The organism is Acinetobacter sp. 789_lipA (assembly GCF_058242845.1).
The window spans coordinates 1,521,265-1,548,166 of record NZ_JBZAYS010000001.1; the positions used below are offsets into that span (position 1 = coordinate 1,521,265).

The 26,902-nt window shown below is 40.2% G+C and carries 18 protein-coding genes and 2 pseudogenes; 14 read left to right on the plus strand and 6 right to left on the minus strand.

Annotated features, from left to right (window positions below; translation table 11 throughout):
- Positions 1–15: 15 nt before the first annotated feature.
- Positions 16–825 carry a cytochrome C assembly family protein gene (locus AC4CUZ_RS07365; protein WP_010327405.1) on the minus strand — a complete coding sequence of 270 codons (810 nt, stop codon included), beginning with the start codon at positions 823–825 and terminating at the stop codon, positions 16–18.
- A gap of 138 nt (positions 826–963) precedes the next feature.
- Between AC4CUZ_RS07365 and ffh the strand changes: the two genes are divergently transcribed.
- Positions 964–2,370 carry a signal recognition particle protein gene (ffh, locus tag AC4CUZ_RS07370; protein WP_490747441.1) on the plus strand — a complete coding sequence of 469 codons (1,407 nt, stop codon included), beginning with the start codon at positions 964–966 and terminating at the stop codon, positions 2,368–2,370.
- Positions 2,371–2,549: 179 nt separating this feature from the next.
- Complete coding sequence (locus tag AC4CUZ_RS07375; protein WP_234304571.1) at positions 2,550–3,149, plus strand: RBBP9/YdeN family alpha/beta hydrolase; 600 nt, start codon at positions 2,550–2,552, stop codon at positions 3,147–3,149.
- Here AC4CUZ_RS07375 and AC4CUZ_RS07380 read toward each other — a convergent pair.
- Positions 3,140–3,871: a type III pantothenate kinase gene (locus tag AC4CUZ_RS07380; RefSeq protein ID WP_234304572.1), complete on the minus strand. Its 732-nt coding sequence runs from the start codon at positions 3,869–3,871 to the stop codon at positions 3,140–3,142. The two genes, AC4CUZ_RS07375 and AC4CUZ_RS07380, sit on opposite strands and share 10 nt — an antisense overlap.
- Before the next feature lie 16 nt (positions 3,872–3,887).
- Positions 3,888–4,643, minus strand: a complete 756-nt coding sequence (locus AC4CUZ_RS07385) for a biotin--[acetyl-CoA-carboxylase] ligase (RefSeq protein WP_234956292.1) — start codon at positions 4,641–4,643, stop codon at positions 3,888–3,890.
- 28 nt (positions 4,644–4,671) lie between these two features.
- On the opposite strand from AC4CUZ_RS07385, the gene AC4CUZ_RS07390 reads away from it, so the two are divergent.
- From AC4CUZ_RS07390 to AC4CUZ_RS07415, 6 genes and pseudogenes are all read left to right on the plus strand, one after another.
- Complete coding sequence (locus AC4CUZ_RS07390) at positions 4,672–5,475, plus strand: sulfite exporter TauE/SafE family protein (RefSeq protein ID WP_234955445.1); 804 nt, start codon at positions 4,672–4,674, stop codon at positions 5,473–5,475.
- Positions 5,476–5,634: 159 nt separating this feature from the next.
- The gene (locus tag AC4CUZ_RS07395; protein ID WP_004983028.1) at positions 5,635–6,330 is read left to right on the plus strand and encodes a GntR family transcriptional regulator; all 696 of its coding nucleotides are present in this window, start codon (positions 5,635–5,637) and stop codon (positions 6,328–6,330) included.
- 10 nt (positions 6,331–6,340) lie between these two features.
- Positions 6,341–9,793: a chromosome segregation protein SMC gene (gene smc / locus AC4CUZ_RS07400; RefSeq protein ID WP_490747442.1), complete on the plus strand. Its 3,453-nt coding sequence runs from the start codon at positions 6,341–6,343 to the stop codon at positions 9,791–9,793.
- Positions 9,794–9,797: 4 nt separating this feature from the next.
- Positions 9,798–10,793, plus strand: a complete 996-nt coding sequence (locus tag AC4CUZ_RS07405) for a cell division protein ZipA C-terminal FtsZ-binding domain-containing protein (protein WP_183175236.1) — start codon at positions 9,798–9,800, stop codon at positions 10,791–10,793.
- A 94-nt stretch (positions 10,794–10,887) separates the two neighbouring features.
- A pseudogene (gene ligA, locus AC4CUZ_RS07410) lies at positions 10,888–12,048 on the plus strand (NAD-dependent DNA ligase LigA); the annotation flags it as partial.
- 74 nt (positions 12,049–12,122) lie between these two features.
- Positions 12,123–14,060 carry a BRCT domain-containing protein gene (locus AC4CUZ_RS07415; RefSeq protein ID WP_279683889.1) on the plus strand — a complete coding sequence of 646 codons (1,938 nt, stop codon included), beginning with the start codon at positions 12,123–12,125 and terminating at the stop codon, positions 14,058–14,060.
- Positions 14,061–14,540: 480 nt separating this feature from the next.
- Here the strand turns inward: AC4CUZ_RS07415 and AC4CUZ_RS07420 are convergent, their stop codons facing one another.
- Positions 14,541–15,020, minus strand: a complete 480-nt coding sequence (locus tag AC4CUZ_RS07420) for a hypothetical protein (protein ID WP_490747443.1) — start codon at positions 15,018–15,020, stop codon at positions 14,541–14,543.
- Positions 15,021–15,113: 93 nt separating this feature from the next.
- Here AC4CUZ_RS07420 and AC4CUZ_RS07425 point away from each other — a divergent pair, with 93 nt between their 5' ends.
- The 6 genes from AC4CUZ_RS07425 (at position 15,114) to AC4CUZ_RS07450 (ending at position 23,964) form a co-directional block, all read left to right on the plus strand.
- Positions 15,114–15,320 (plus strand): helix-turn-helix domain-containing protein, encoded by a 207-nt coding sequence (locus AC4CUZ_RS07425; RefSeq protein ID WP_279683782.1) that lies wholly within the window; start codon positions 15,114–15,116, stop codon positions 15,318–15,320.
- A 97-nt stretch (positions 15,321–15,417) separates the two neighbouring features.
- Positions 15,418–16,899: a type I restriction-modification system subunit M gene (locus tag AC4CUZ_RS07430; protein ID WP_490747444.1), complete on the plus strand. Its 1,482-nt coding sequence runs from the start codon at positions 15,418–15,420 to the stop codon at positions 16,897–16,899.
- Entirely contained in the window at positions 16,896–18,083 is a 1,188-nt protein-coding gene (locus AC4CUZ_RS07435; RefSeq protein ID WP_490747445.1) for a restriction endonuclease subunit S, read from the plus strand. Before AC4CUZ_RS07430 ends, AC4CUZ_RS07435 begins: the two co-directional genes overlap by 4 nt.
- Before the next feature lie 32 nt (positions 18,084–18,115).
- Positions 18,116–21,556, plus strand: a complete 3,441-nt coding sequence (locus AC4CUZ_RS07440) for a DEAD/DEAH box helicase family protein (RefSeq protein WP_490747446.1) — start codon at positions 18,116–18,118, stop codon at positions 21,554–21,556.
- A gap of 100 nt (positions 21,557–21,656) precedes the next feature.
- On the plus strand, positions 21,657–23,696 hold the full coding sequence (locus tag AC4CUZ_RS07445) for a PHP domain-containing protein (RefSeq protein ID WP_490747447.1): 2,040 nt from the start codon (positions 21,657–21,659) through the stop codon (positions 23,694–23,696).
- Complete coding sequence (locus AC4CUZ_RS07450) at positions 23,677–23,964, plus strand: hypothetical protein (RefSeq protein ID WP_279683774.1); 288 nt, start codon at positions 23,677–23,679, stop codon at positions 23,962–23,964. The genes AC4CUZ_RS07445 and AC4CUZ_RS07450 overlap by 20 nt, the downstream gene beginning before the upstream one ends.
- A gap of 253 nt (positions 23,965–24,217) precedes the next feature.
- On the opposite strand, the pseudogene AC4CUZ_RS07455 reads toward AC4CUZ_RS07450, so the two are convergent.
- A pseudogene (locus tag AC4CUZ_RS07455) lies at positions 24,218–24,568 on the minus strand (MutS N-terminal domain-containing protein); the annotation flags it as partial.
- A gap of 252 nt (positions 24,569–24,820) precedes the next feature.
- Positions 24,821–26,827: an esterase/lipase family protein gene (locus AC4CUZ_RS07460; RefSeq protein ID WP_314341491.1), complete on the minus strand. Its 2,007-nt coding sequence runs from the start codon at positions 26,825–26,827 to the stop codon at positions 24,821–24,823.
- Between the last annotated feature and the right edge of the window lie 75 nt (positions 26,828–26,902).

Consider the following 26,902-nt stretch of genomic DNA (forward strand, 5'->3'; position numbering starts at 1 on the left):
TTAACATAAAATACTTTATCGACCTAAAATCATTTCCAATACAAACTTAGATCCGATAAAACCGACAGCCAACAAGAAGAATCCAATTAAGGTAAAACGAATCGCTTTTTGACCGCGCCAACCAAAACGGTAATGTCCGATGAGTAAAGCCCCATACACAAACCAAGAAATAATACTAAAAGCGGTTTTATGTGCCAGATGTTGGGCAAAAAAGTTATCGATAGTAAAGAAACCAAACACCAACGCCACGGTTAGTAAAAGAAAACCCGTTTTAATTAAGTCAAACAGTAAAGACTCCATCGCTTGAAAAGAGGGCAGTAAGTTAACCCAAAAGCGTTTCTTCTGTTTGTTCTTTAACTCACGATCTTGGAACCATAAAATCACGGCTTGTATGGTCGCCATGAGTAGCACCGCATAGGCCGACAGCGATAAAATAATATGAATATCTAAACCCAATGAGCGCTGTTCAATAAATTGAGTGGACTGGCTAAAGGCAAAACCTAAAATGAGTCCTGTAGCAGCCACAGGAATGCCAATCAGGTTCAAAGCTAGAATTGGACGATAAGTGCTATAGAGTAGACTAAGTAACAACATGAGCCCAGATGTAAATGACATTAAGACAAAAACGTCATAATTCACCCCCATCGGCGTGAGCATGTCATGGTACAAAACAGTTGCATGTAGTAATAAGCCTAAGCCTAAAATAATGCCAATAAACCAATGGTTTGGATCACGTTTAGCCATTAATTTGAGGAACAAATACCAAAAAGAGGTGGTATAAGCGACTAATGCTAAGATGGTGTAAACCAAGGGCAGGCTAATCATGTCAAACCTTTTTCAGGATGATGAATATTCATTTATATAAATTCGGTGCGAACTACAGTATCCTATAGCATTCTATGCATAAATTTTCTATTTTAAGAAAGATTTTTTTGCAACTAGCAATTTTAAGCGGATTTTGCAATGTTTGATACCTTAACGGAACGACTCACGCAGAGTTTAAGAAATGTTACTGGCTCTGGGCAGCTAACCGAAGACAATATTAAAGATACCCTACGTGAAGTACGTATGGCACTTCTTGAAGCCGATGTTGCACTTCCTGTAACTCGTGAATTTATCGCGAAAGTTAAGGAAGAGGCGTTGGGTCAAGAAGTCATGAATCAATTATCGCCGGGCCAAGCATTTGTTAAAATCGTGCATGACGAATTAACAAAAATGATGGGCGAGGCAAATGAAAGCCTTGATCTTGCAGCAAAACCTCCTGTTGTAGTCCTACTCGCGGGTTTACAAGGTGCAGGTAAAACAACAACTGCTGCAAAACTTGCTCGCTTCTTACAAGAACGCCAAAAGAAAAAAGTCGCGATGGTATCTGCCGACGTTTACCGTCCAGCAGCAATTAAACAGCTACAAACTGTTGCAGGTGAAGTTGGCGCGATTTTCTTTGAATCGAGTGCTGACGAAAAACCAATTACCATTGCAACGCGTGCAATTGAACAAGCCAAAATTCAGTTTGCGGATGTCTTGATTGTCGATACAGCAGGTCGTCTACACGTAGACGATGAAATGATGGACGAGATCAAAGAGCTTCATGCGGCGATTAAGCCAACTGAAACTTTGTTCGTGGTCGATGCAATGACCGGTCAGGATGCGGCAAATACAGCCAAAGCCTTCAATGATGCACTGCCATTAACGGGTGTGATTCTGACCAAAACTGATGGTGATGCGCGCGGTGGTGCGGCGCTCTCAGTACGTGCAATCACAGGTAAGCCAATCAAATTCTTAGGTATGGGTGAAAAGCTCGATGCCTTAGAGCCATTCCATCCTGAACGTGTTGCACAGCGTATCTTGGGTATGGGTGACGTACTTTCTTTGGTCGAAGAGCTTGAACGTAAAGTCGACAAAGAAAAAGCCGAAAAAATGGCGAAAAAACTGCAAAAAGGTGGCAGCTTCAACTTTGAAGATATGCTAATGCAGTTTGAGCAAATGAATAAAATGGGCGGCATGATGGGCTTCTTGGATAAGTTGCCTGGCATGAGCAATGCAGGGATTCAAGATGCGTTGGCGCAAGCGAACCCTGAAAAGCAAGTGAAAAAGATGGAAGCGATTATCCAATCGATGACCATCAAAGAGCGCCGCAATCCAGATCTGATGAACCCAAGCCGTAAAAAGCGCATTGCAGCCGGCTGTGGTATGGATGTCGTTGAAGTCAATAAGTTGATTAAACAACATGCGCAAATGGCGAAAATGATGAAGAAATTTGCCAATCCATCGGGTATGGCAAAAATGATGAAATCACTAAGCGGTATGCAAAAACAGTTTGGTGGTGGCGGCGGAATGGGACCATTATTTGGTGGGAACGATAAGAAGTAATCTGCTTCTTACCATTTCAGAAAAAGGCGCGTTGAGCGCCTTTTTTATGTTGTTTTGTGAGTCATGGAAAATATTATGTGTATTTTCAATACCCTCAATCAATAACAAAAACGCACTGTTTATGGCTTGAAAGTTGCGTAAAATTTATTCTTTTCAAACATTATAATAAGAAGTTGAAAATGAATGGATCAAAACAACATATCTATATTGTGCATGGCTATCAAGCATCGCCCAATGACCATTGGTTTCCGTGGCTAAGTCAAAAACTCAGCCAGATGGATCTGCATGCTGAAGTAAAACGTTTAGTGCTCCCGCACAGCGATGCACCACATTTCGAAGAATGGCAACAGGCTTTGGCCCTGCAAATGACCGCTTTGGATGAAAATACCATCATCATTGCGCATAGTTTGGGGTGTCTAGCAGCTTTACATTATCTCAGTAGTAGACTGCGTGAACGTCGAATCAAAGCGATCTTCTGTATTGCGGGCTTTAAAGCGGCTTTAACAACCTTACCTGAGTTAAGTGGCTTTATTGCGCAAGCGAAGTTGGACAGCGGTATACTCCACTCTCACATCGCTTCACGTGTGGTTATGTTTTCCAATAATGACCCTTATGTTCCACCTCCTTTGGCACTTACCTTTGGGCACTTCTTGAGTGCAGAGGTACTGGAGGTGAAACGTGCAGGGCATTTTATGCGTGAAAATGGCTATGCTGAATTTGAGCTACTGCTCAATACCTTAAAACCCCTTTTACAACAACAGGCGGTGGCTCAGGGGTGATGTTGAGTATAATATTGCAGCCCTTTAAGTAATAAATCATTTTCAATGCATGGTGCATACTCTGCCAAATAGCGTGCAAATACAGGTGCATCACCGCCAGTTAAAATCAGTTGGCGTGGAGATTGTTGCAAGACTTTTTCAATGGTACTGACCAAGCCGAGCAGAATCCCATGATGCACTGCGTCGATGGTATTACGGCCAGGACCGAGTTCATCAAAAGCCGCATCTGGAATTTTAATGCCTTTGGTGTTTTGGATCAGCGAGTCTCGTTGTAAGTAGAGATTGGGTAAAATATAGCCGCCTAAATGCTGTAAACCATCTGCCAAGTCGATGGTCAGCGCCGTACCACAGCTAATCACACAATAGTTCTGCTCTGGATTACGTGCGACAGCCAGCACTTGCAACCAACGGTCAATTCCGAGTTGTTCGGGCTGTTCATAGCCGCATTGTAAGCCAGCATAGTTGGCCTGTACTTGAGCAAAGGTGATCGGCACATTTAAACTTTTTAAAAGTCTACGGATTCGGTCATTATTTTTTTTGTCCTGAACCGAAGAAACACCAATCTGTTGGATGTTTAAGTTTTTAAAATGCTGAATTAGACCTAAAAGCAAATCGGCAGGGGACTGTAAATGTAACTCAGCCCCTTGTTCCAAAATTTGATCTTCCTGCGTAATCCAATACTTCAGACGAGTATTACCAATATCTAACCATAAATTTTTCATGATGATGCTCAATCATTTAAACAGGGGTCACTGGGCGTAAACGGCCTTGATAAAAGTTTTCAACACCATTGGTGGTCAGAATTTGTACCGCACCATCATCTTGAATGCCTAAGAATTGGCCTTGAGACAGACCTTTCATATGTTCAAATTCGACCTGTTGCTGCATAAAGGCTGCGTAATGATTGAAACGAGAAGCCAGATTTGCACTGTTATGGGTGAACCATAGGCCTGCTTGTTGAATCGCTAGATATAGTTCCGCCATTAAGCGAATGCGATCTGCTTGGGCTAAACCCAGCTGTTCAAGTGAGCTGGTGGCTTGATCAAGCTGGGTATCTTCGACTTGGTTGATATTGATACCAACCCCAATAATAGCTTGGTGGCTCGACAGTGGTTCAACTAAAATGCCGCCCCATTTACCTTGAGTACTGTAAAGGTCATTTGGCCATTTCACTTGCAGAGCAAGGCCTTGCAAACTCGGCATTTGCAAGATATTTAACGCAATTTCTAAAGCCAAGCGCCCATCTATAGGTGTTTTGGTCTGTAGCAATGTGCTTAAATAGATGTTTCCTTCAGGAGAAACCCATTGTCGTTGACGCTGTCCACGACCTTGAGTTTGTCGTGTACTGCAGACCAAAACGCTCTGAATCCCTTTTTGCGCAATTTCACGCACATCATCATTGGTGGATGTGGTAACTGGCTTAAGCAATAAAACTTCAGGAAGTTGCTGTGCTTCAGCGAGAAGCTGTTGTAATTGGCGTGTCTCTAAATCCATATGAATCTGAGAAAAGTGAAAAATGATCATGGAGTTAATCATATATTTACTGATTGGCGCAATCGCTGGTTTTGCTGCAGGGCTATTTGGGGTCGGTGGTGGACTCATTATCATCCCGATTTTATATGTGGTTTTTACTCATCTGAACTATGACCCGAGTGTCATTATGCATATGGCGGTTGGCACATCACTGGCGACCATTATTGTCACGTCAATGAGTTCCGTGAGTGCGCATCATAAACGTGGAGCCGTGTTGTGGCCTGTGTTTCGCAATTTGGCTCCAGGTCTAGTCATGGGTGCTTTTTTAGGTGCGGGCATTGCAGACTATATGTCGGGACATGGCTTACAGTTGCTGATCGGTTTTTTTGCGGTGTGGGTGGCGTACAAAATGTTTAGTGGCGCACATGTTGAGGTCGATCCATCACGTCAGTTACCGTCTACAGGCAAACAGTTATTTGTCGGTGCAGGCATTGGTGTGGCTTCTGCGATCTTTGGCATTGGTGGGGGAAGTTTGACGGTGCCGTACTTAAACCGTCATGGTGTGGTTATGCAAAAAGCGGTGGCGACGTCTGCGGCTTGTGGTTTACCAATTGCAGTGGCTGGAGCTATAGGTTTTATGTGGTTCGGGCATCAGGCTGAGGTCAACGTACCAAATACCATTGGTTATATTCATGTCTATGCTTTTTTGGGGATTGCGGTCATGAGTTTTATCACCGCGAAGTTTGGTGCGAAAGTAGCGCATCTTTTATCGCCTGCGATGTTGAAAAAGTGTTTTGCTGGTTTGTTGGTGGTAGTTGGTTTATATTTTATTTATCAAGGTTTTAGTTCTTAATTTCTTTGACAATGTTGTGTGCGTTGCTGTTGATTGGCATTATAGACGGTAAAATTGTTAGACAATGACATAGTGTTTAGCGTTTAAGATCGGGTAAAACCTAAAAATAGGTCACTAAAGACCATGGATTGCATCTTATAAAAACAAGTTAGGAACAGTATGCAAGCACATGATACAGAGAGTTTGTCCGAACAAATTGCCAAGCACATCAGTGAACAAATCATTCGCGGTGAGTTGGTCGAAGGTGAGCGCATACAAGAATTACGTATTGCCGCTGAACTGGATGTGAGTCGCGGCTCGGTGCGTGAGGCCTTGTTACTGCTTGAACGTACACATCTGATTGAAATCTACCCGCGTCGCGGCGCTATAGTCTCTGAAATGTCCGCTCAGCAAGTGCGCGCCTTGTTTGACACCAGCAGTCTGCTATTGGGGCAAATTGTGCAACGCATTGCGGAAACATGGCGCAGCTATGAAGCGGAACGTTTACAGCTGTTATTGGATGAGTTGGGGAATCAACTGAAACAGGGCAGTATCGAAAAATTTTATGATTTGATTTTTGAAGGATTGGCGCGCCAGCATGAAATGGTGGGCAATGCTTATTTGATGAAGTTTTACCAAGAATTGTTACCCTCGATACGTCGGAGCTATTTTTTAACCTTAAATACTTCGCGTAGAGAGTTACAAGAATCTTATGATTTATTTAAACTGGTGACTGATGCTGTTTTAATCAGAAAATCACAACAAGCTACTTTATTTATGGAAGATTTTTGTCGACACTTACGTAACTTGGTGTTGGAATCTCTGACCCGAATGAAACAAATTGAACTTGCGTGGGCGAGACGCTCACGACGTTAGTCAGGACATTATGCGTTTAAGCAGTTTAAAACTTTCCGGCTTCAAATCTTTTGCCGACAGTACCACATTACACTTTAAAGATAACCGCACCGCAGTCGTTGGGCCGAACGGTTGTGGCAAATCCAATGTGATCGATGCTATTCGCTGGGTCATGGGCGAATCCAGTGCGCGTCAGTTGCGTGGTGGCAGTATGCAGGATGTCATTTTTACAGGCACGGCAAAGCGCAAACCTGTCAGTGTCGCCAGTGTAGAACTGCGTTTTGACAACACTTATGGCAAGTTAGGTGGTAGCTATAATGCCTATACCGAACTGGCGGTTAAACGTCAGGTCAACCGAGATGGCAAGTCTGAATACTTTTTAAATGGTACCAAGTGCCGTCGTCGGGACATTACAGATATATTCTTGGGCACAGGTTTAGGGCCACGTTCTTATTCGATTATTGAACAAGGCATGATCAACCGTTTGGTCGATGCAAAACCTGAAGAAATGCGGGTTTTTATTGAGGAAGCCGCAGGGGTTTCGCGTTATCAAGCACGTCGCCGTGAAACTTTATTACATTTGGATCACACCACGCAAAATTTATCGCGTTTAGAAGATATTGCCTCCGAATTAAGATCACAGTTAAAAACTTTAAAACGTCAGGCTGAAACCGCGATTCAGTATAAAACACTGGAAAGCCAAATTCGCACCATTAAAGTTGAAGTTTTATCTTTTCAATGTGAACAAAGCAGCCGTTTACAACAAGAATATACGCTGCACATGAATGATTTGGGCGATCAGTTCAAGTTAGTCCGTTCAGAGTTAACCACTTTAGAGCATGATTTGACGTCAACCAGTGAGCTATTTCAACGTCTGATTCAGCAGTCCACGCCCCTACAGAGTGAGTGGCAACAGGCAGAGAAAAAGCTGGCTGAGTTGAAAATGACTTTGGAACAAAAGCAGAGCTTGTTCCAGCAAAATACGACGACTTTGGCACAGCTTGAACAGCAGAAGGCACAAACCAAAGAACGTATGCAGTTGATTGAGTTACAACTGGAAAGTTTGCACGAACAAAATGAGCTTCATACCGAACAGTTACAACAGCAAGAAAGTCAAAACCAACAGCAAAGCCAAGGCTTAACGGATTTAAAAGCACAGCAGCAACAGCTGCTTCAACAGTTTGAACAAGTCAAAAGTTTGGTTGAAAAGCAACAGCAACAAAAAACGCAAATGTTGGCGCAAAGTGAACAGTTGGCCAAAAACATTTTACGTTTTGAACAACAAAAGCAAATTTTAGAGCAGCAAGCGGCGCAAATTCAAAACCAAAGCCAGTTGGATGCGATAGACCAATTGTTGCATGCCAAGCAAGACGCTGAGGCACAGCAGTTACAACGTGAGCAAAGTATCATTGAGGTGCAGTTACAGCTGGATGATTTGCGTATTCAGCACCAAGCTGCTCAAACTGAGTTGAATCAGCACAAAGCAGATATACAGGTCTTAAGTGCAGAACAGAAACATCTAAAGCAGCTATTGGTCAAAGTCAGCGCCTTAAAAAATAGTGATCATCCACAGTTGATGCACGTGCTGAAGCTTAAAGATGCGGCTAAAACCCATGCCGTGCTGGTCGAAAAATTCTTAGCCAAATGGCTTTCAGCGCATTGTTTAGACAACAGCGATGCATTCACCGATGCCGTTGCACGTCAGTTAACGCCTCAGCCGCATGTTGAACTGATCGAAATTGCAGGTTGCGATAGCCTAGCCAGTTGGATTGAATCGCCGCAATCCTCTTTGTGGCAGCAGGTGGGTGTGACTACCAACTTAAAACAAGCCCTAGCGCTGCAAAAGCAATTGAAAGATGGTCAGTCTCTTCTGAGTTTAGACGGTTACCATGTCGGCGTGGACTGGGTGATTGGTTTGGATTATGACGAAGCAAGCCAAGCTGGACAGGGTGCGTTAAGCCATCGGATTCGTTTAGATGAAATTGAACAGACCCTTGCTGAAAAAACGGGACTTCTGACTCAGCTTGAAACGAAAACCACAGAGCTTCGTACTCAAGTCCAAGCGGTGGATGAGCAGTTAAAAGCGGATCAACACCTGTTAAAAAAAGAAGTTCAAGCGACGCAGCAGATTGATTTGAATATTGCCAAAGTGCAAAGTACTAACCAAGCCTTTGAAGTGCAAAAGCAACAATTGGCCAATCAACTGGCGCAGCTAGACAGTCAGCTTGAAGAAGATGCCATGCAAAAAGATGATCTGGAGATTGATCTGCATGCATTGAATATTAAGCTAGAGCAAAACTTGCCAAACTATAAAACCATGCAGTTCCAAGTGGAGTCATTGACTGAGCAACTGGATGATAGCCAGCAGCAGGCACAGCAGGTTTGGCAGGCGCTTGAAATGGTGCGTCGTCAGGCGGTCCAAACCACACAGCAGATTGAACTGTTAGAAAAAGACAGTACTTTCTTAAAGGCGCAGTATCAGCAAATATTGTCACAGATGGAGCAGGCCAAAAAGTTTATTGACCCTGTACAACTTGAGCTGCCTGCATTGGAAAGCCAGTTTAGCGAACAAGCACAGATTACTGAAAAGCTGCAAAAGACATGGTCTGAATGGCAAGTTGAACTGAATGCAGTACAAGAGCGCCAGCAAAGTTTGACCGAACACCGTCATCAACAGCAACAACAAGATGAAAAGCTGAGAACCCAGTTAGAAGAGAAGCGTTTGGCGTGGCAAGCGGCAAAGTCAGACTTACAACATTATTCTGAACAGCTGAAAGAGATGAATGTTGAAGCTATTGAGGGTTTGAACATTGAGATCAGTAACCATCAACAAGTTTTAGAAAAAGCACAGCAACAGTTTGAGAAATTGGGCGCAGTGAATTTGGCGGCTTCAGAAGAATATGAAGAAGTGTCTAAACGTTTTGAAGAGTTGAGCCATCAAATTCAGGATTTGGAAAATACTGTTGAGCAGTTGCGTGCTGCAATGAAAAGTATTGATCAAGAAACCCGTAAACTGTTCATGAGCACTTTTGATCGGGTCAATACCGAACTACAAGATCTGTTCCCGAAAGTTTTCAATGGTGGAGAAGCGAGTCTGACTTTGGAAGATGACTGGCAATCTGGGGTTAAGCTCATGGCCCGTCCGCCAGGCAAACGCAATAGCTCATTGGCGCTACTTTCAGGGGGAGAAAAAGCCCTGACAGCATTGGCCTTGGTGTTTGCGATTTTCCGGCTCAATCCATCGCCATTTTGTGTTTTGGATGAAGTTGATGCGCCTTTGGATGATGCGAACGTGGGAAGATTTTGTAATCTTGTAAAAGAGCTTTCTGAACAGGTGCAATTCATTTACATTACCCATAATAAACTCGCAATGACGATGGCGACCGACTTGTTAGGTGTTACGATGCCTGAACCGGGAACATCAAAATTAGTGACTGTAAATTTAGAACAGGCAAAAGAATACGGTTTAGTCGCGGAGGCCTAATAAGATGGAATACACAACAATTATTGGTATCGTCATAGCAGTGATCATTATGCTGTTTGGGGTTCGAATGATTTTTCGAAAGCCGGCAGATGCAGCGCCTTCACTTGAGTCCGCATTGCATATCGATGCTGACAGTCAAAAACCGATTATCCCGCGTCACGTACGTGACCAACTGCAAACGGCATCAGTTGAAGAGGCTGAACGTAAAGAGCCGACTTTAAACGAAAGCTCTGTAGAAGAGACACTGCCTGAAAAAGCCGAACCGAAAGCTTTGGATGCAGATAGTGTGCTCGAAAGCAGCAACACGGAACCAAGTTTGGATGTATCAGCTGAGGTAGAAAATAAAGCAGTAGACTTAGTCGCTCCTGAAAATGCAGTAGCAGATGCAACGGAATTAACGACTGAAAGTGCAAGCTCCTCGCTTGTTGATGACCAAGCAAAAGCGGATAAAGCTGAATTTAGTTTAAATGCCAACGTCGAAAAAGCTGAAATTTCAGAGTTTGACGATGAAAGCAGCATTTTAGATGCACATTTGTATGAGCAAAAAATTGTCGATGATGAAAGTGCCTTAGCCACAGCAGAGTCGTTTATTGCCCTGAATGTTTATCCTGAACGTCGTGCATTGTCTGGTGAGAAAACTTTAAAAGTTTTAATGAAGTATGGTTTACGTTTTGGCGAAATGTCGTGTTTCCATCGTTATAACGAAGATGGAACCAAGTTACTGTTCTCTGTGTTGCAGATTACTGATACAGGTATGGATGGTTTTGACTTGGAAAATTTGTCGACCGATCCAATTAAAGGCTTGGCATTTTTCTTGGCTTTACCACACCGCGATGTCCAAAATGCCTTTGACACCATGGACAGTATTTCACGTTTAATTGCTCGTGAAATCGATGGAACGGTTTATGACCAAAACAACCAAGAGTTCACGCCACAACTGCGTGAGCATTGGCGCCACTTGGCGATTGATTATCGTGCTGGACAAGCAATCGATGCTTAATCTGATTGAAAGCAACGGTAACGATTTCTATAATAGACAGTAGAAATACAATTTTTAGGGCGGAACAAAGACCGCCCTTTTTTATGGTGAAATTATGACTCAAACTTCGACTGTCGTTGCGCAAATGCGTCAACTGATCCAAATTTTGGCACAGCATAATCATGCTTATTATGTGATGGATCAGCCGACCATTTTAGACAGTGAATATGATCAGCTCTTTCATCAACTGAAAGCTTTAGAAGAACAATACCCTGAGTATATTCAGCCGGATAGCCCGATCAATAAAGTGGGCGGTAAACCTTTGGCGAAGTTTACGAGCGTGACCCATGTGGTACCGATGCTGTCTTTAGGCAATGTGTTTAATCAAGAAGAACTCTTTGCTTTTGCACGCCGTGCAGAAGAACGGTTGCCGAATCAAACGATTCAATATGATGTCGAACTGAAGTTTGATGGTCTTGCCATTTCACTGTGGTATGAACAAGGTGTGCTGGTGCGTGGAGTGACACGTGGTGATGGTGAGACAGGGGAAGACATTACTCAAAATGTCAAAACCATTCGGAACTTGCCGAAGGTGTTGAGTACAGATCAGGGTGAAGTACCTACGTTACTGGAAGTTCGTGGCGAAGTTTTGATGCCTAAAGCAGGTTTTGAAAAGCTCAATGCAGAAAATGAAGCCAAAGGTGAGAAGACTTTTGCCAACCCACGTAATGCCGCGGCGGGAAGTTTACGTCAGTTAGACCCGAATATTGCGGCTTCGCGTCCACTCGCATTTTATGCTTATGGTATTGCGCAGTGTGAACCCAATCATGGTCAAAGCACCATGTCGGAAAGTCTAGAGTGGTTGCAACAGTTTGGTTTTGCAGTTGGTGAGCGTCATTTTGTCTGCGATAGTATTCAAGAAGTTCAAGCGGTTTATGAACAAATCAATGCGGAACGACCACAATTGAGTGTGGAAATTGACGGCATGGTGATTAAGGTTAACAGCCTCAAACAACAGCAACAGCTCGGTTTTTTAAGTCGTGAACCGCGTTGGGCAACGGCTTATAAATTCCCTGCGGTAGCTGCGCTCACCACGGTTGAAAATATTGACTGGCAAGTGGGGCGTACAGGTACACTCACACCTGTGGCGCGTTTGAATCCTGTTGCTGTGGGCGGCGTGACCGTTTCAAATGTGACCTTGCATAATATTGGGGAAATTCACCGTTTAGATGTTAGAATTGGCGATACTGTCAGTGTTTACCGTAGTGGTGATGTAGGTGTCACCATGAACTCAAGTATTTCAAGTAGAACTCAATTAGATTTTCAAATGGCAGTATAAGGGTAGCAGTAATGTCTCAATATAAATTTAACGACAACCAAATCGCCATTTTTGAAAAGCTAGGGCTTAATTTAGATATAGATGATGCAGAAAAGTTATTTTCTTCTAATGAGCACAGTTTGGAAGAGTTGGAAACATTGCTTAAAGTTGCCAATGCTCTTTACAGATCTGGTTATCAGATTATTGAGGATGAGAAGTATGATGAACATCTTAGTTGCTTGAAAATTTATGATCCCGAGAACCCATTCTTATTAAACATAGAGCCTGAAGTTTTAATCGATAGCAAGACTGTTCCACTTCCAAAGAAAATGCTTTCTACTGATAAAGCATATTCTTTTGAAGAAATTAAAAAATGGACTGAAAGAATTATTAAAGCCGCATCAGAAATTGAATTTGATCAAAATTTAATTGAGATTAGGGTTACACCAAAACTTGATGGTTATGCTGCTTATGATGATGGTATAACTCTCTACACCCGAGGTGATGGGACAAGAGGTCAAGATATTACTCGTGCATTTGAACGAGGACTCAGAGTAGCAAAAAAAGCAGAAAGGGGTTTAGGGCCTGGCGAAATAGTAATCAAGAAAAGTTACTTTAATAAAGTGTTGAGTGAAAAGTTTGAAAACTCACGCAATATCCAAGCAGCAATTATTGCTGAAAAGAAAGTTGATGAAGATGTTCAAAAGGCAATTGATGACGGTGCTTGTGTCTTCTACCCTTTTTCGCTATTAGAAAGCTGGACGGGAAGTATAGAGGAGTTGTTGTCAAACTTTGAAAGTATTCTTGAAAGTATATGGAACTCAGTTGATTTTGATATTGATGGATTAGTCTTAGAATCAACAAATGAGCCGATTAAAAAGCATATGGGTTCTACGAGAAGATTTCATAGGTGGCAAATCGCGTTTAAAGTGAATGACGAATCGGCTGAAGTAGAAGTAATGAAAGTTATTCCTCAGACCTCAAGGACTGGTCGAGTTTCACCAGTGGCTGAATTGGCTCCGACCAAACTTAGTGGGGCTACTTTAAGCAGGGTAACTGTTCATAATTATAGGATGGTGAAGAAAAATGGAGTGGGTCCCGGCGCAATCATTAAGTTAGTTAGAAGTGGCTTAGTTATTCCAAAAATTGAAGAAGTTATCAAACCAGTAGAGCCAGAGTTACCTGAAAATTGTCCTAGTTGTGATGCTCACCTTATTTGGGAAGGCGATCATTTAATTTGCCCGAATAAATCAGACTGTCCTGCTCAAACCGAGAATACACTGATTCATTTTTTTAAAACATTGGGTAATGTCGATGGTTTTGGGCCAAAAGTGATTGAAAAAATAGCTAATCAAGGTATTAAGCACATCCACGAAATCTATCAGATTCCTAAGCATCAATTTGTCGAGTTTGGATTTGGAGATAAAACATCGCAGAATCTTATCGATCAACTCCAAGCAAGTAGAGAAATTGAAATAGAGGATTGGAGATTTCTTGCAGCATTTGGGGTTACCCGATTAGCTGGCGGAAACTGTGAGAAATTACTTCAGCATCATGCCATAGTTCAGGTTTTCGAAATATCAGTCGAGGATATGGTTAAAATAGATGGATTTGCACATCTAAGCGCTGAAGCTATTGTCGAAGGTTTAGCAAATGTTAGAGAAGAGTTTTTCAAAGTATATAACCTCGGTTTCAACTTAAGTGTTACACCCAAGGAATCTGATAGAGAAAGTTCAGATTCGCCTATAGCTGGAGCAGTCGTTGTATTTACTGGCTCGATGCAACAAGGTTCCCGTGACGATATGGAAAAGAATGCAAAAGCACTTGGAGCTAAAGTGGCTAAAACTGTTACCGGTAAAACTACCTATCTGGTAACTGGCGACAAGGTCGGTGAAACTAAGATTAATGCAGCTCGTGATAAAGGCGTTAAGGTATTAACTGAACAGGAATACCTTAACTTAATTGGTTAACTTTAAATATTTAGTTGTACTAGCTCAGGCCTAAGCTGATAGCTACCCAGTTTTTCTGGTGCCAGCGCCAGATTAGGTTTGAGCTAAATTGCGACACAAAAAAGATGTGCTATTTCATAGTCAAGAGTAACCTGTTTTTTTCTAAAAGTGTTTGGTGATCATGAGACATTAGATTTCATGTGATGAAAGTCCGAGCCTCACTGGGCACTCTTTTTCTGCGAAATTAAAACCAATGTTTCTGCATTTTTTGTAGCAGACTTTTATTAATCTTAATGCCAGAGACAGAACCAAGTACCGCATCCACAGCACACTTTGGGCAAATAGCAGTACGAGATATTTGAGGTTTATCAATCGCATCCAGATAATAATGTATAGTATGTATTATGGAATTTTTGAATAGCCACTAAATTTGGCTACACATTAGAAATACCTCAACTTAAACTCCTAAAAAATTCAGCACATTTCAATTTTGGCTAAAATCTACGCCAAAATATTTTCCATTAGAGATATATTGCTTTTGATTAAGCTAATTTCATCATTTAATTTTTCTATTTTTTTGTTTAAAAAATCTGTTACTTCAGGATTATCTTCACAAAGTGATTTTATAAAAGAAATGTTATGTTCCTTTTCTTGAATCTGTTTTAAGAGTTCTAGTTCCTTTAATTCAAATATTTGTCCCAATTTATTAAGAATTGGACTTACTCTTAATTCATTCATTAACTCTGTTTCACAGTAGCTGAATCGATTTTGTGTCGATTTGGATGGGTCAATACTCAAATATTTATAACGAACAAGTATCTTTAGTGCTTTATAAATTTTAAATTGATTTTTTTTATTAATTTTTACATTGTTACCCATTATCAATTTGACAAAATCTTTAGCCTCCCAATTGGAGATATTATGATTCTTAAAAATTGTCATGAACTCATCATAGAAAGGTAATGGAGTAGGTTTAGCCATCAGATTGATCTCACAACACTAAAAGAGGATTATAATCCGTAGATATGTGTTCTTCAATTGGGGATATTTCTGTTTTTGAACACTTGGCTTCAAATGTCAGAATTATCTATAGCGATTGGTCAACTAATACGCAATAAAAGAACTGAATTAAAAATCACTCAAGAAACTCTTGCACTGCAATGTGGAATTGATCGGAGTTATATGGGGCGCGTTGAACGAGGTGAGGTCAATCTCACTGTCGAAAAACTATATGAAATTGCATCTGCATTAGAAATCAATGCAAAAGAATTAATACCATAAGTTCAACGCCAAACCTTGTCGCATCTCTTTATTTCCTGATAGCTTTTCTACTTCAAATCCAACACAATAAACCTCAAAGAAATTTGAGAGTCATAACGTGATTACAGGCGAAATTAAAAGCAAAATTGACCAGATTTGGAATGCATTTTGGAGTGGTGGTATTTCCAATCCCTTAGAAGTCATGGAACAAATGACGTATTTGCTGTTTATTCGCCGACTCGATGAAATTCAGATTACGAAAGAAAAGAAAGCCAATCGTTTAAAGAAAGCTGTAGAACATCCAATTTTTACGCCTGAACAAGACCACTTACGTTGGTCGAAATTCATCACTTTAGGCGATGCTGCAACACTATATAATACCGTTGCCAATGAAGTCTTTCCTTTCATTAAAAACTTAGGTGCAGAAGATGAAACCACCTATAGTCATCACATGAAAGATGCTCGTTTTACCATTCCTACGCCTGCGCTACTTACCAAAGTCGTGGATTTGGTTGCCGATGTGCCGATGGATGATAAAGACACCAAAGGCGATATTTACGAGTACATGCTCGGTAAAATTGCTTCAGCGGGTCAAAACGGTCAGTTCCGTACCCCTCGTCATATTATCAAGATGATTGTGGAGTTGATGCAACCTAAGCCAACCGATACCATTTGTGATCCTGCTTGTGGTACAGCAGGCTTTTTGGTGGCGGCAAGTGAATATTTAAACGATCATCATAGCACTGAAATTTTTGCCAATCCTGAAGCAGCAAAACGTTTTAGTGAAGAAACTTTCTTTGGTTATGATTTTGATAGCACTATGCTTCGTATTGGTTCAATGAACATGATGCTGCACGGTGTTGAAAACCCACGTATTGAAAACCGTGATTCTTTGAGTGAAACCCATTCACATATTGCGGAAAAATACAGTCTGATTCTTGCCAATCCTCCATTTGCAGGCAGTTTGGACAATGAAAGCTGTGCCAAGAATATTCAAGCCGTAGTCAAAACCAAAAAGACTGAATTATTGTTTTTAGCCTTGTTCTTACGTTTGTTAAAAACTGGCGGTCGTGCTGCGGTGATTGTGCCTGATGGTGTGTTATTTGGTTCGTCTAAAGCGCATAAAGATTTGCGTCAAAAGATTGTGGAAGAGCAAAAGCTTGAAGCGATTATTTCGATGCCGTCAGGTGTATTTAAGCCGTATGCAGGCGTTTCGACTGCCATTATGATTTTCACCAAAACCATGTCGAGCGGTACGGATAAAGTTTGGTTTTATGATATGCAGGCGGATGGTTATTCGCTGGATGATAAGCGTAATGAACTCGATGCGTCTAAGCATGAAAATAACAACATTCCTGACATTATTGCCCGTTTTAAAAACTTAGAGGGTGAAAAAGACCGTAAAGCCACAGAGCAAAGCTTTATGGTGGATAAAGCCCATATTGCTGCCAATGGTTATGATTTGTCGATTAACCGTTATAAGGAAGTGGTGTATGAGCAAGTGGAATATGAAGCACCAAGTAAAATTTTGGCGGATTTAGAAGTACTTGAGCAGGATATTTTAAAAGGAATGGCTGCGCTTAAGGAGATGCTTAAGTGAGTTTTCCTAAAATGAAGTTAGGTGAATGTGCTGAAATTCATTCAGGCTCAACGCCACGGACGAATAATCCTGATTTTTGGGATGGTGATATTACTTGGGTGACACCTAAAGACCTTAGTAAATTAAAGTCTAAATTTATTTCTAAAACAGAAAGTAAGATTACTCAATTAGGTTTTGATAGTTGTTCAACTAAATTACTTCCTGAAAATTCTGTTTTATTTAGTTCTCGTGCTCCTATCGGACATGTTGCAATTAATACAATTCCTATGTGTACTAACCAAGGGTTCAAAAGTTTTGTACCCAAAGCTGATTTATTGGATTCGCAATATTTATATTATTGGTTAAAAGCGAACAAAGAATATCTTCAAGATTTAGGTGTTGGCGCAACATTTAAGGAAATTTCTAAAACAGTTATTGCTAATGTTGAAATCCCACTTCCACCACTTGCCGAACAACGCCGAATTGCGTCTATTTTAGATCAAGCGGACGAGTTACGCCAAAAACGTCAGCAAGCGATTGAAAAGTTAGATCAGCTTTTACAAGCCACGTTTATTGATATGTTTGGCGATCCTGTGAGTAACCCTAAAGGGTGGGAACTTGTTTCAGCAAAAAATGTATTAAAAATCCAAGGTGGTTATGCATTTTCAAGTACTGATTTTTCAAAATCAGGAATTCCTGTTGTAAAAATTGGTAATGCGAATAAATTAGGTTTTAGCACGGAAAAGTTTGACTTCATTATTCCTCAATATCCTGAAAAGCTTACACAATATGAGCTAAGATCAGGCGATTTATTAATGAGTTTAACTGGAACAGTTGGCAAAGATGATTATGGTAATATAACGGAAGTTACTGATGACTATGACTTATACTATTTAAATCAGCGAGTTGCTAAACTAGAAGTAATTAATACTTTATTTTCTAAAAATTATATACGTTATTTTTTTAGTCAGTCCTCAATTAAGGCTTTAATTACTAAAAATAATCGTGGTGTACGACAAGCAAATATTAGTAATTCAGATCTATATGAATTAGATATACCTTTGCCGACTAAAGCCCAATTGGATAAATTTGATTCATTTATAGAATCAATAAATGAAACGAAACGTTACTCGAAAGTACAGTTAATTTCATCAAATAAGCTTTTTTTCGCGTTACAAAACCAAGCATTTAACGGTATTTTATAAAATTTAATTAAAAAATATGAGGGAATATATACATGAGCAATTTTCAGTTTTTAGAACCTGAATTTAAAAGCTTGGCAGCGACTGCCAAAGAAGCCGAAAAGCTCACGTATATATCCCCTCAGTTTGCCCTTGCTGCTGCTCGTACCTCACTTGAAAACCTTGTACTGTGGCTGTATCAATACGACAAAAAACTGACTCAGCCTTACGATGCTTCACTGCATAACTTACTCAACGACATAAAGTTTAAAGACCTAATTCCACCTTATATTTGGGACAAAATGGACAACATCCGCATGGTCGGCAACAGTGCCGTACATGGGAAAAAGTTCAAGCAGCTCACCACTGAAGAAACTGTAAAACACATCAGCCATTTATTTTTGATGTATGTTTGGTTTGAGCGTAACTATGGTTCACCGTCAAAAGACCGCTCTCAGTCGATTTTATTTAATCCAAAACTAATACCAAATGCTGACAATACTCAGCAAATCACCGCCAATAAAGAACAACTGCAAAAAGAAACAGAAGCTAAAGAAAAACAGTTTGCAGAACAACATAAAGCGTTACGGGAACGGGAACAAAAACTATTTGAACTGTCCGCCAGTTTAGAAGAGCGTGAAAAATTACTTGCCGATATTGATGCTGAACTTGCACAAAAACGTGCAGACGTTGAACAAGCCAAGCTTGCCAACAGTAAAGTTCAAGACCATACCGACTATAAAGAAGACGAAACCCGAAAGCTTAAAATTGACCTCATGCTTGAAGAAGCAGGTTGGGAAATTGGCACAACGGTTCGAGAGGAAGTTGCTGTAACAGGTATGCCGAGCCCATCGGGTAAAGGTGCAGTGGATTATGTGCTGTATGATGCCAATGGCTTGCCTTTGGCTGTGGTTGAAGCCAAACGCACATCGACTGACCCTGATATTGGGCAACAACAAGCCAAGCTCTATGCAGACTGTTTAGAGCAACAAACAGGACAACGACCTGTCATTTTCTATACCAATGGTTACAAAACCCGAATCTGGAATGATGTGCAAGGTGGCCCACCACGCTTAGTTCATGGCTTTTATACGCAGGCAGAACTCAAGCGTCTGATCGAAAGACGTAAGAACAACCCTGATTTAAGTAGCTTCCCGATCAATGCGGACATTGTCGAGCGTTACTACCAAACTCGTGCCATCAAAGCCATGCTTGCAGCCTATCAACGTAAAGAACGTGCAGGCTTACTGATTATGGCAACAGGCACAGGTAAAACCCGTACCGCCATTGCACTGGTTGATGTGCTGATGAAAGCCAATGTGGTGCAAAAAGCCTTATTCCTTGCAGACCGCACTTCATTGGTCAATCAGGCACACAACGCCTTTAAAGCCAATTTAAAAGATGCTTCATTCGTCAATTTACTTGAGGATAAAAATCAGGTTGGTCGAGTGTATTTCTCTACCTATCAAACTATGATGGGCTTAATTGATGAAAAAAATGCGGACGGTACACGCCAATTCGGTACAGGCATGTTTGACCTGATTATTATTGATGAAGCACACCGCAGCGTTTATCAAAAATTTGGCGAGATTTTTAAATACTTCGACAGCTTGCTTGTCGGTTTAACTGCAACGCCACGCGATGAAGTAGACCGTGATACATACGCACTGTTTGGCTTAGAAAGTGGTGTCCCAACTGATTACTATGATTTAGATCAAGCCATTGCCGATGGTTATCTTGTAACACCTAAAGCCTATTCCGTTCCGCTCAAATTCATGCGTGAAGGTGTGAAATATGACGAACTTTCCGAAGAAGAAAAACAACATTGGGATAGCCTAAATTGGGGCGATGAAGATGCACCTGAAGAAGTCTCAGCATCCAAGATTAATAAAGAGCTGTTTAATACAGGCACGATTGATTTAATGCTCAAGCACTTGATGGAAAATGGCATTAAAACCGAAGGCGGTGATCGTCTTGGTAAAACCATTATCTTTGCCGTCAATCAAAAACATGCCCAGTTTATTGCTGATCGCTTCAATGAAAACTATCCGCAATATGATGGCAAGTTTGCCCGTGTCATTACTCATGCCACTAAGTATCCACAAAGCTTAATTGATGACTTTAGCAAGAAAGATTTACCTGAGCCACAGATTGCGATTTCAGTGGATATGCTCGATACAGGGATTGATGTGCCTGAAGTGGTCAACTTAGTATTCTTTAAAGCGGTTCGCTCTAAAGTCAAATTTATGCAGATGATTGGGCGTGGTACACGACTCTGCAAAGAATTGTTTAGCCCTGAAAAAGATAAAAAAGAATTCTTTATTTTCGATTATTGCTCTAACTTTGAATACTTCAATGAAAATCCAGATGGTGCGCCTGTATCGACCACAGAACCTCTTGGACAACGTTTGTTTAAAGCACGTTTAAATATCCTGAGTCTGCTCAATGCGAAGGACGATGCCACCGAAGAGTTAAAAGCTGTACAGCAAGATATGCGTCAGAGTTTACAGACTGAAGTGAAGTCTATGAACAATGAGAATTTCATTGTGAAATCTGAACTTGAGCATGTTGAACATTTCAAAAATGATGATGCTTGGAACAACTTAGATGACCTTGCGATAGGAACATTACGAGAACACATTTCTAAATTACCAAACCAACTTGAGCCTGAAACTTTAGAAGCTAAATTGTTTGATATGCTTTGCTACAACCTTGAGTTGGCAGTATTGGAAAAGAACAATACAGCGATTCAGAGTTATGCCAATAAAGTGATTGAAATTGCTTCTAAGCTGGAAAGCAAAGAAAATATTCCTGTTGTTGCAGAACAGATTGCGCTGATTCAAGATATTCAAACCGTGGAATATTGGAAAGGTATTACCTTGCCAATGCTCGAAGCGATGCGTAAACGTATTCGTGGCTTGGTGAAACTGATTGAAAAATCCACATCGACTATTGTGTATTCTATGCTTGATGATGAAATTGGAGATATGCAAGCAGTCGATATACCAGTCGTTTCAAGTGGCGTAAACCTTGCACAATACCGTAAGCGTGTCGAAAGCTTTATTAAAGCCAATGAAAACCATATTACCATTGCCAAACTTAAGCGTGGTTTGGCTCTTACACCGACTGACTTAAGCGAGCTTGAACGCTTTGTCTTTGAAGCGCAAGAAGTAGAAAGCCGAGATAAGTTTGAAGAATGTTTTGGAACAGAAAAATCTCTTCCTCTTTTCATACGTTCTTTGGTGGGCTTAGATCGTCAGGCGGTACAAGAAGCCTTTTCTAAGTATTTACAAGGATCAACCTATAACGAGAAACAGATTCGTTTTGTAGAAATGCTGATTGATCATTTAACGAAAAATGGTGTGCTAGAAGCTACACAGTTATATGAACCACCTTTTAATCAAATCCACTATGAAGGGATTGATGGTGTATTTGCTGATGGGGATGTTGACAACATATTTGGGGTTGTAGAAGCGTTTAATGAAGCTGTGGCTTAAACTATCAACAAAATTAAGTAAAATATCTTTATTATCATGATAAATTTTATATACTTATCTTGAGTTATTTTAAATTCTACTATATGTGAACAATTAAAAAATGAAAAAAATTGACTTGCACATTCATACTGTTAGTACTCCCAGTGACAAATACTTTAGCTTTTGCATGGAACGGCTAGTGTGGTACGTATCAGAAGGCAAGTTAGATGCTATTGCAATAACTAATCATAATATGTTTGACCTACTACAATTCCAAGAAATTAAAAGTCAGCTTGGAATTAAAGTATTTCCAGGAATCGAAATTGATATAGAAGGAACACATATTTTAGTCATTGCTGAAGATAATGAGCTACATGATTTTAAAATGCGTTGTGATAAAATTACAGAAATGATTCCTGATAAAGAAACGTCAATATCTATTGCGGAGTTTCGAGACGTATTTGTAGAACTTTCAAATTATCTTCTAATACCTCATTACAAGAAGTCACCTGAAATCAAAGAAGAAACGTTAAATCAACTATCAAATTTTATAACAGCAGGAGAAGTAACTAGTCCAAGGAAATTTGCTTACTCAATTAAAGATAAAACAGCTTTAGTACCAGTTTGTTTTAGTGATTTACGTATGGAAGAAAGACTAACACATATTCCTGCTAGACAAACATATGTAGATATCGGTGATATTACACTTACAGCTCTTAAAGTTGCATTATCCGACAAACACAAAGTGCACCTTTCTAAAGAAGATGGACACCATTTTTTTGAAGCATTAAATAATGGTCTAAAATTATCTACTGGCTTAAATGTTGTTATAGGCGAAAGATCGTCAGGTAAATCACATACTTTAAATTTAATTGCAAATCAAAATGATACTGAAGATGTAAAAATTAAGTATATTAAACAATTTTCTCTTTTACAGAAAGATGAAGATGATGAAAAAGAATTTTCAAAAAACCTTAGCACTACTCATTCTAGAATCACTGAAGACCACTTAAAAGAATTTAAAGAATGCGTAGACATAATGAGAGATGTTGATATCACTCGATCAAATAGAGAACTTAATGAGTTTATTGAGTCTTTACTGAAACATGCATCAGAAACCGACAAACTTGATGCTTTTGCTAAAGCTAAGCTCTTTACAGAGTCAAAATTTACTATAGATGATTTATCTTCACTTAAGAAGCTAGTCCAAGCTACAATGAGTTTAGCTGACTCATCGGGATTTAAAGAGATTATAAATAGACACATTTCGGATGATAGTCTAAAGCTATTGATTATAGATTTAATCATTGAACATAATAAAAACTATGCGATGGAATTAAAAAAATCATTTGTTAATGACATTATCGATAATATCCAATTTGAATTAAAGATGCACACATCAGCGTCACCGATCAAAGAGATTAATTTATATAAGCTTGCACTCGATCAGAAGAAAGTTGACAAGTTTAATGCCTTATGTAGCTTAATAAAGCAAGAAAAAGAATTTCTAAGGCATGATATCCAAGGTTTTTCTAAGATCGCAAAAAGAAATGAATTTACTAATGCTAGGGACATTGGTTCAACTTTGGGAAAACAAATATCTTTTGCTAATGCATTTTCTCAATATGATTCGAATGGCTTTACTTACCTTGAAGAGCTTAGAAAAATTGAATCTTTAGCTGAAACTGACTACCACAAACTATTCACAAAAATAAGCTATAACATCTTAAACGCTTCTGGTTATCAAGTATCTGGTGGGGAGCGTTCAGAATATAGGCTTTTACAAGAAATAAGCGATGCTAGTCAGTATGACCTTCTGCTAATTGATGAACCTGAATCATCATTTGATAATAGATTTCTATTTCAAAAAGTTAATACTCTAATCAAAGAGATATCTGAATATATGCCAGTGATTCTCGTAACACACAACAGTACTGTTGGTGCATCAATAAAACCTGATTATTTGGTATATACTTGTAAAAGTAAGGATGTTCAAGGTAAAGAGCAGTACGAATTGTACACTGGCTACCCTACAGATAAAGTATTAGTTAGTCTTAATGGCAAAGAAACAAATAATCATGCAGTATTACTTAATTGCTTAGAAGCAGGTAGTGAACCTTATTTAGATAGAAGGAAAGGTTATGAAGTGCTTGAAAATTGAAAATGGTAAGGGCTTTTTTTCATTAGATGGCAAGAGCTGGAAACCATTAGATGAAATCTCTAAAGAGGACATTCTAACTATAATGAATTTATGCTTAGAAGGTAGCTTTGAGATGGACAATCCTTCAGATGAAACAGTTCACAATAAAGCTCACGATATAATTTATAAAAATTTATACGCAAAATTTTTTGAATTAAATAACCAACAGACTAGATTCAAAGATGAAAGTGAGAATTTATTTAAAGAAGCTTTAGCCAAATATAGTTAATACAAACGATTCTAAGCAGGATGCTAAAGTGAAAAATCAACATTCGGACATCCATTCATGTCTTAGTTGGACATCCTAATAAGGTTTTAGACAAAGTTAAAAGAAATTTTTGTTTCTGAAGATGTATTGGGTGATCTTTTTAATTAGGAATCGGTAGTAGATTTATATCAGAATATGAGCCTAAGCTTATTTTGTAAGATATAAACTCTGATGTGTGCTGAATTAGTAGGAGACTTTCACTTGGGAGATTTTAGGTAATAATCCGGACAACGCCACGTTCAACAGGGGCCTTACCTGTGACTTCACCAATTTGCTCGCAAATAACGACGGTTTCGCCTTTTTTCACCAAGCGAGCAAGGTAGCCTTCAGCTGCATGGTAAGGAACACCTGCCATAGGGATGGGTTCACCATTGGCTTTGCCACGATGGGTCAGGGTAATCCCGAGAAGTTTAGCGGCCTTGTGTGCATCTTCAAAGAACAGCTCGTAGAAGTCACCCATACGATAGAACATCAAAGAGTGCGGATGTTGCATTTTGACGCCCATGTACTGTTGCATCATGGGTGTGAGTGTGGACAAATCAGTTATGATTCCCGAATTGCTCATGTAGGTGAAATCCTTAAATCTTTGAAAATGCACAATATAAAAATAGACCGAGCGACACCGCTTACCGTGTGTATTTATGCGCTATGAACAGCTATTGTATGAATGGCAATATCTTAGCAAAATTGAAAACGACTAAACAATAAATCATCTATAAAGCGAACAGTTGTTAAACAGCCAAGTGATTATTGCTGTAGGCATTAGGTGTAAAGCAAAAATAAAAAAGCCTAAACATCTGTTTAGGCTTTTTAAGATTTAAGGCTTATACAGACCGAGTTCAGTCAGCTGCAACCGTAGGATACGACGTAACTCAAGAACAGCTTCAGGCGTTTCTTGAATAGAATGTCCACCTTTAATAATCTTCTCAGACAATGCACCATCTAGATGGGCACTCGTATAAGGCACGACATCGTCTGTAATGATATTGATGTCATCACTTTTGGTCGCATTCCCCATGATGCTGTGGAATTTCATGCCTTTGTATGGAACGACGTTTTTAGTTAACCGAGTGAAGTTAGAGTTCTTGCTGAGATCACTTGGCCCATTTTGTATGAGTCCATTATCTACATCTTTAATAAATTCTTGTAGGTCAGGGTCACTACTTTGTATAACATCGGTCAGTGCCCCCAAAAATGCACCTGGTAGACGAATGACTTTACGCGCCGCGAGGGTAAACCAGCGGTCAGCAAACTCTGTCCCACGATGTGGCGCTGCTAAGAAAATGGCCCGACTGAAATTTGGAATCGGTTGAATGTCGAGGCGCGATTTAAACAGAGGATCATTTTTAAATTGTTGCACACGTCGATTGGGTAGCAGTTTCATTGCCGCAGGGGTTAAGTCAGCATCGCTTACCAAAAGCCGCGCAATAATACCGCCCATACTATGACCCACTAGCACGGCATCCTTTTTGGCAGGCGCTTTGCTATCGACCAAATTAAAACTTTGTTGAATGATTGCATAGATTTGGAAACGACTTTCCAAAATTGGCATATTGGTCGAGTAGAACACTTGCCAGACTTGATAGTGTTCACGTAGCACGGGATCGCCCATGACATCATTCGTCAAACGAATCCATGCCTCTGGACTACTGGCTAGTCCGTGAACGAGCACCACCACTTTTTTATTTGGGTTGTACGGCTCAAGCATGTATAGGTGCGGCATAGTGAGGCGTGCATCACGATCAATCAGTGATAAATACGCGGCTTTACCTAAATTGTTTTGTGCCAACCATAAGCCATAAGGCGCAGAAAAGTTTGCAGCAAGAGGGTAACTTTTGCCTGCAATTTTCGCAGATTCAAACTTATAGGGATCATAAGCTGAGATTTCAAACTCAGGGTTGTTTAAGATCTCATCGATATTGGATGCAGAGCGTGGTTGTGCGGTAATAGTCGCTGCTAAATAACGGGCATTGTGAATGTTAGGATTACGACCATTGGTGTACTGATAATGCAGTGGATCGACAATATATTTGGCTTTTTCTGGTGAGGTGTCATTGTGCTCGGGTGGGAGGACAATCAGAAACTCTGAACCAAAACCATCGCGACGTGTGATAGAGCGTAGGCCTGAAAAGTTCATATTGTAAGTTGACATCAGTTGTTCAACTTGACGGTTTTTTAAAAGTGGGTAGTTGTCATAATTTATGCGGTAAATACTTTGCCCCACTTTTATTTGATTGCCGACTTCAGATGGCCCATGGCGTAAGCGATAACTATTTACAAGCTTAGCGATAGCTTGGTTATAAAAGTCACGGAGTTGGACTTGACGGTTATCAAAAATACGGTCTTGTGGGCCACGTTTGGTGTTAAACATGTAGGCATAACTATAGCGAATGCTTTTATCCAACATGCCGAGTTGCTCATCTAGGCAGCTTTGGTAGTTTTGTTTTTGTAGCGCTTTTTTTTCTTCGGACTGAGTCTTGGTTAAAATACTCACTTTACAGGCAGATGATTTTTCTAAGGAAAGTGCTTTAGCGAGATAGAGTTCGCTGGCAGTAGAGAGGAGCTGTTCATCTTGAATTTGTGGAATTTGTTTGAGTTCACTGACGCATTCTTCAGGTTGCTCTGAACAGATTTTGGCTTCTCGACCCGTCATAGACAGCACGTTTAGACTCGCTTCACTGAGCTTATCCCGCGTTAAAATACTCTCACGCTCATTGGTAATCGTGACGTTCAGTGATTGATTTTTCACACTGACCACTTGGCAACCACTCAAAAGCGAAACGAGAGTGGTCATCATCAAGGTGCTACGGATGTATTTAGGCATAAAAAGCGTCGACTACCGTTTATTCTTTTGAATTTTTTAAATCATACGATAATTCTCGGATTTATGTAAGCATCC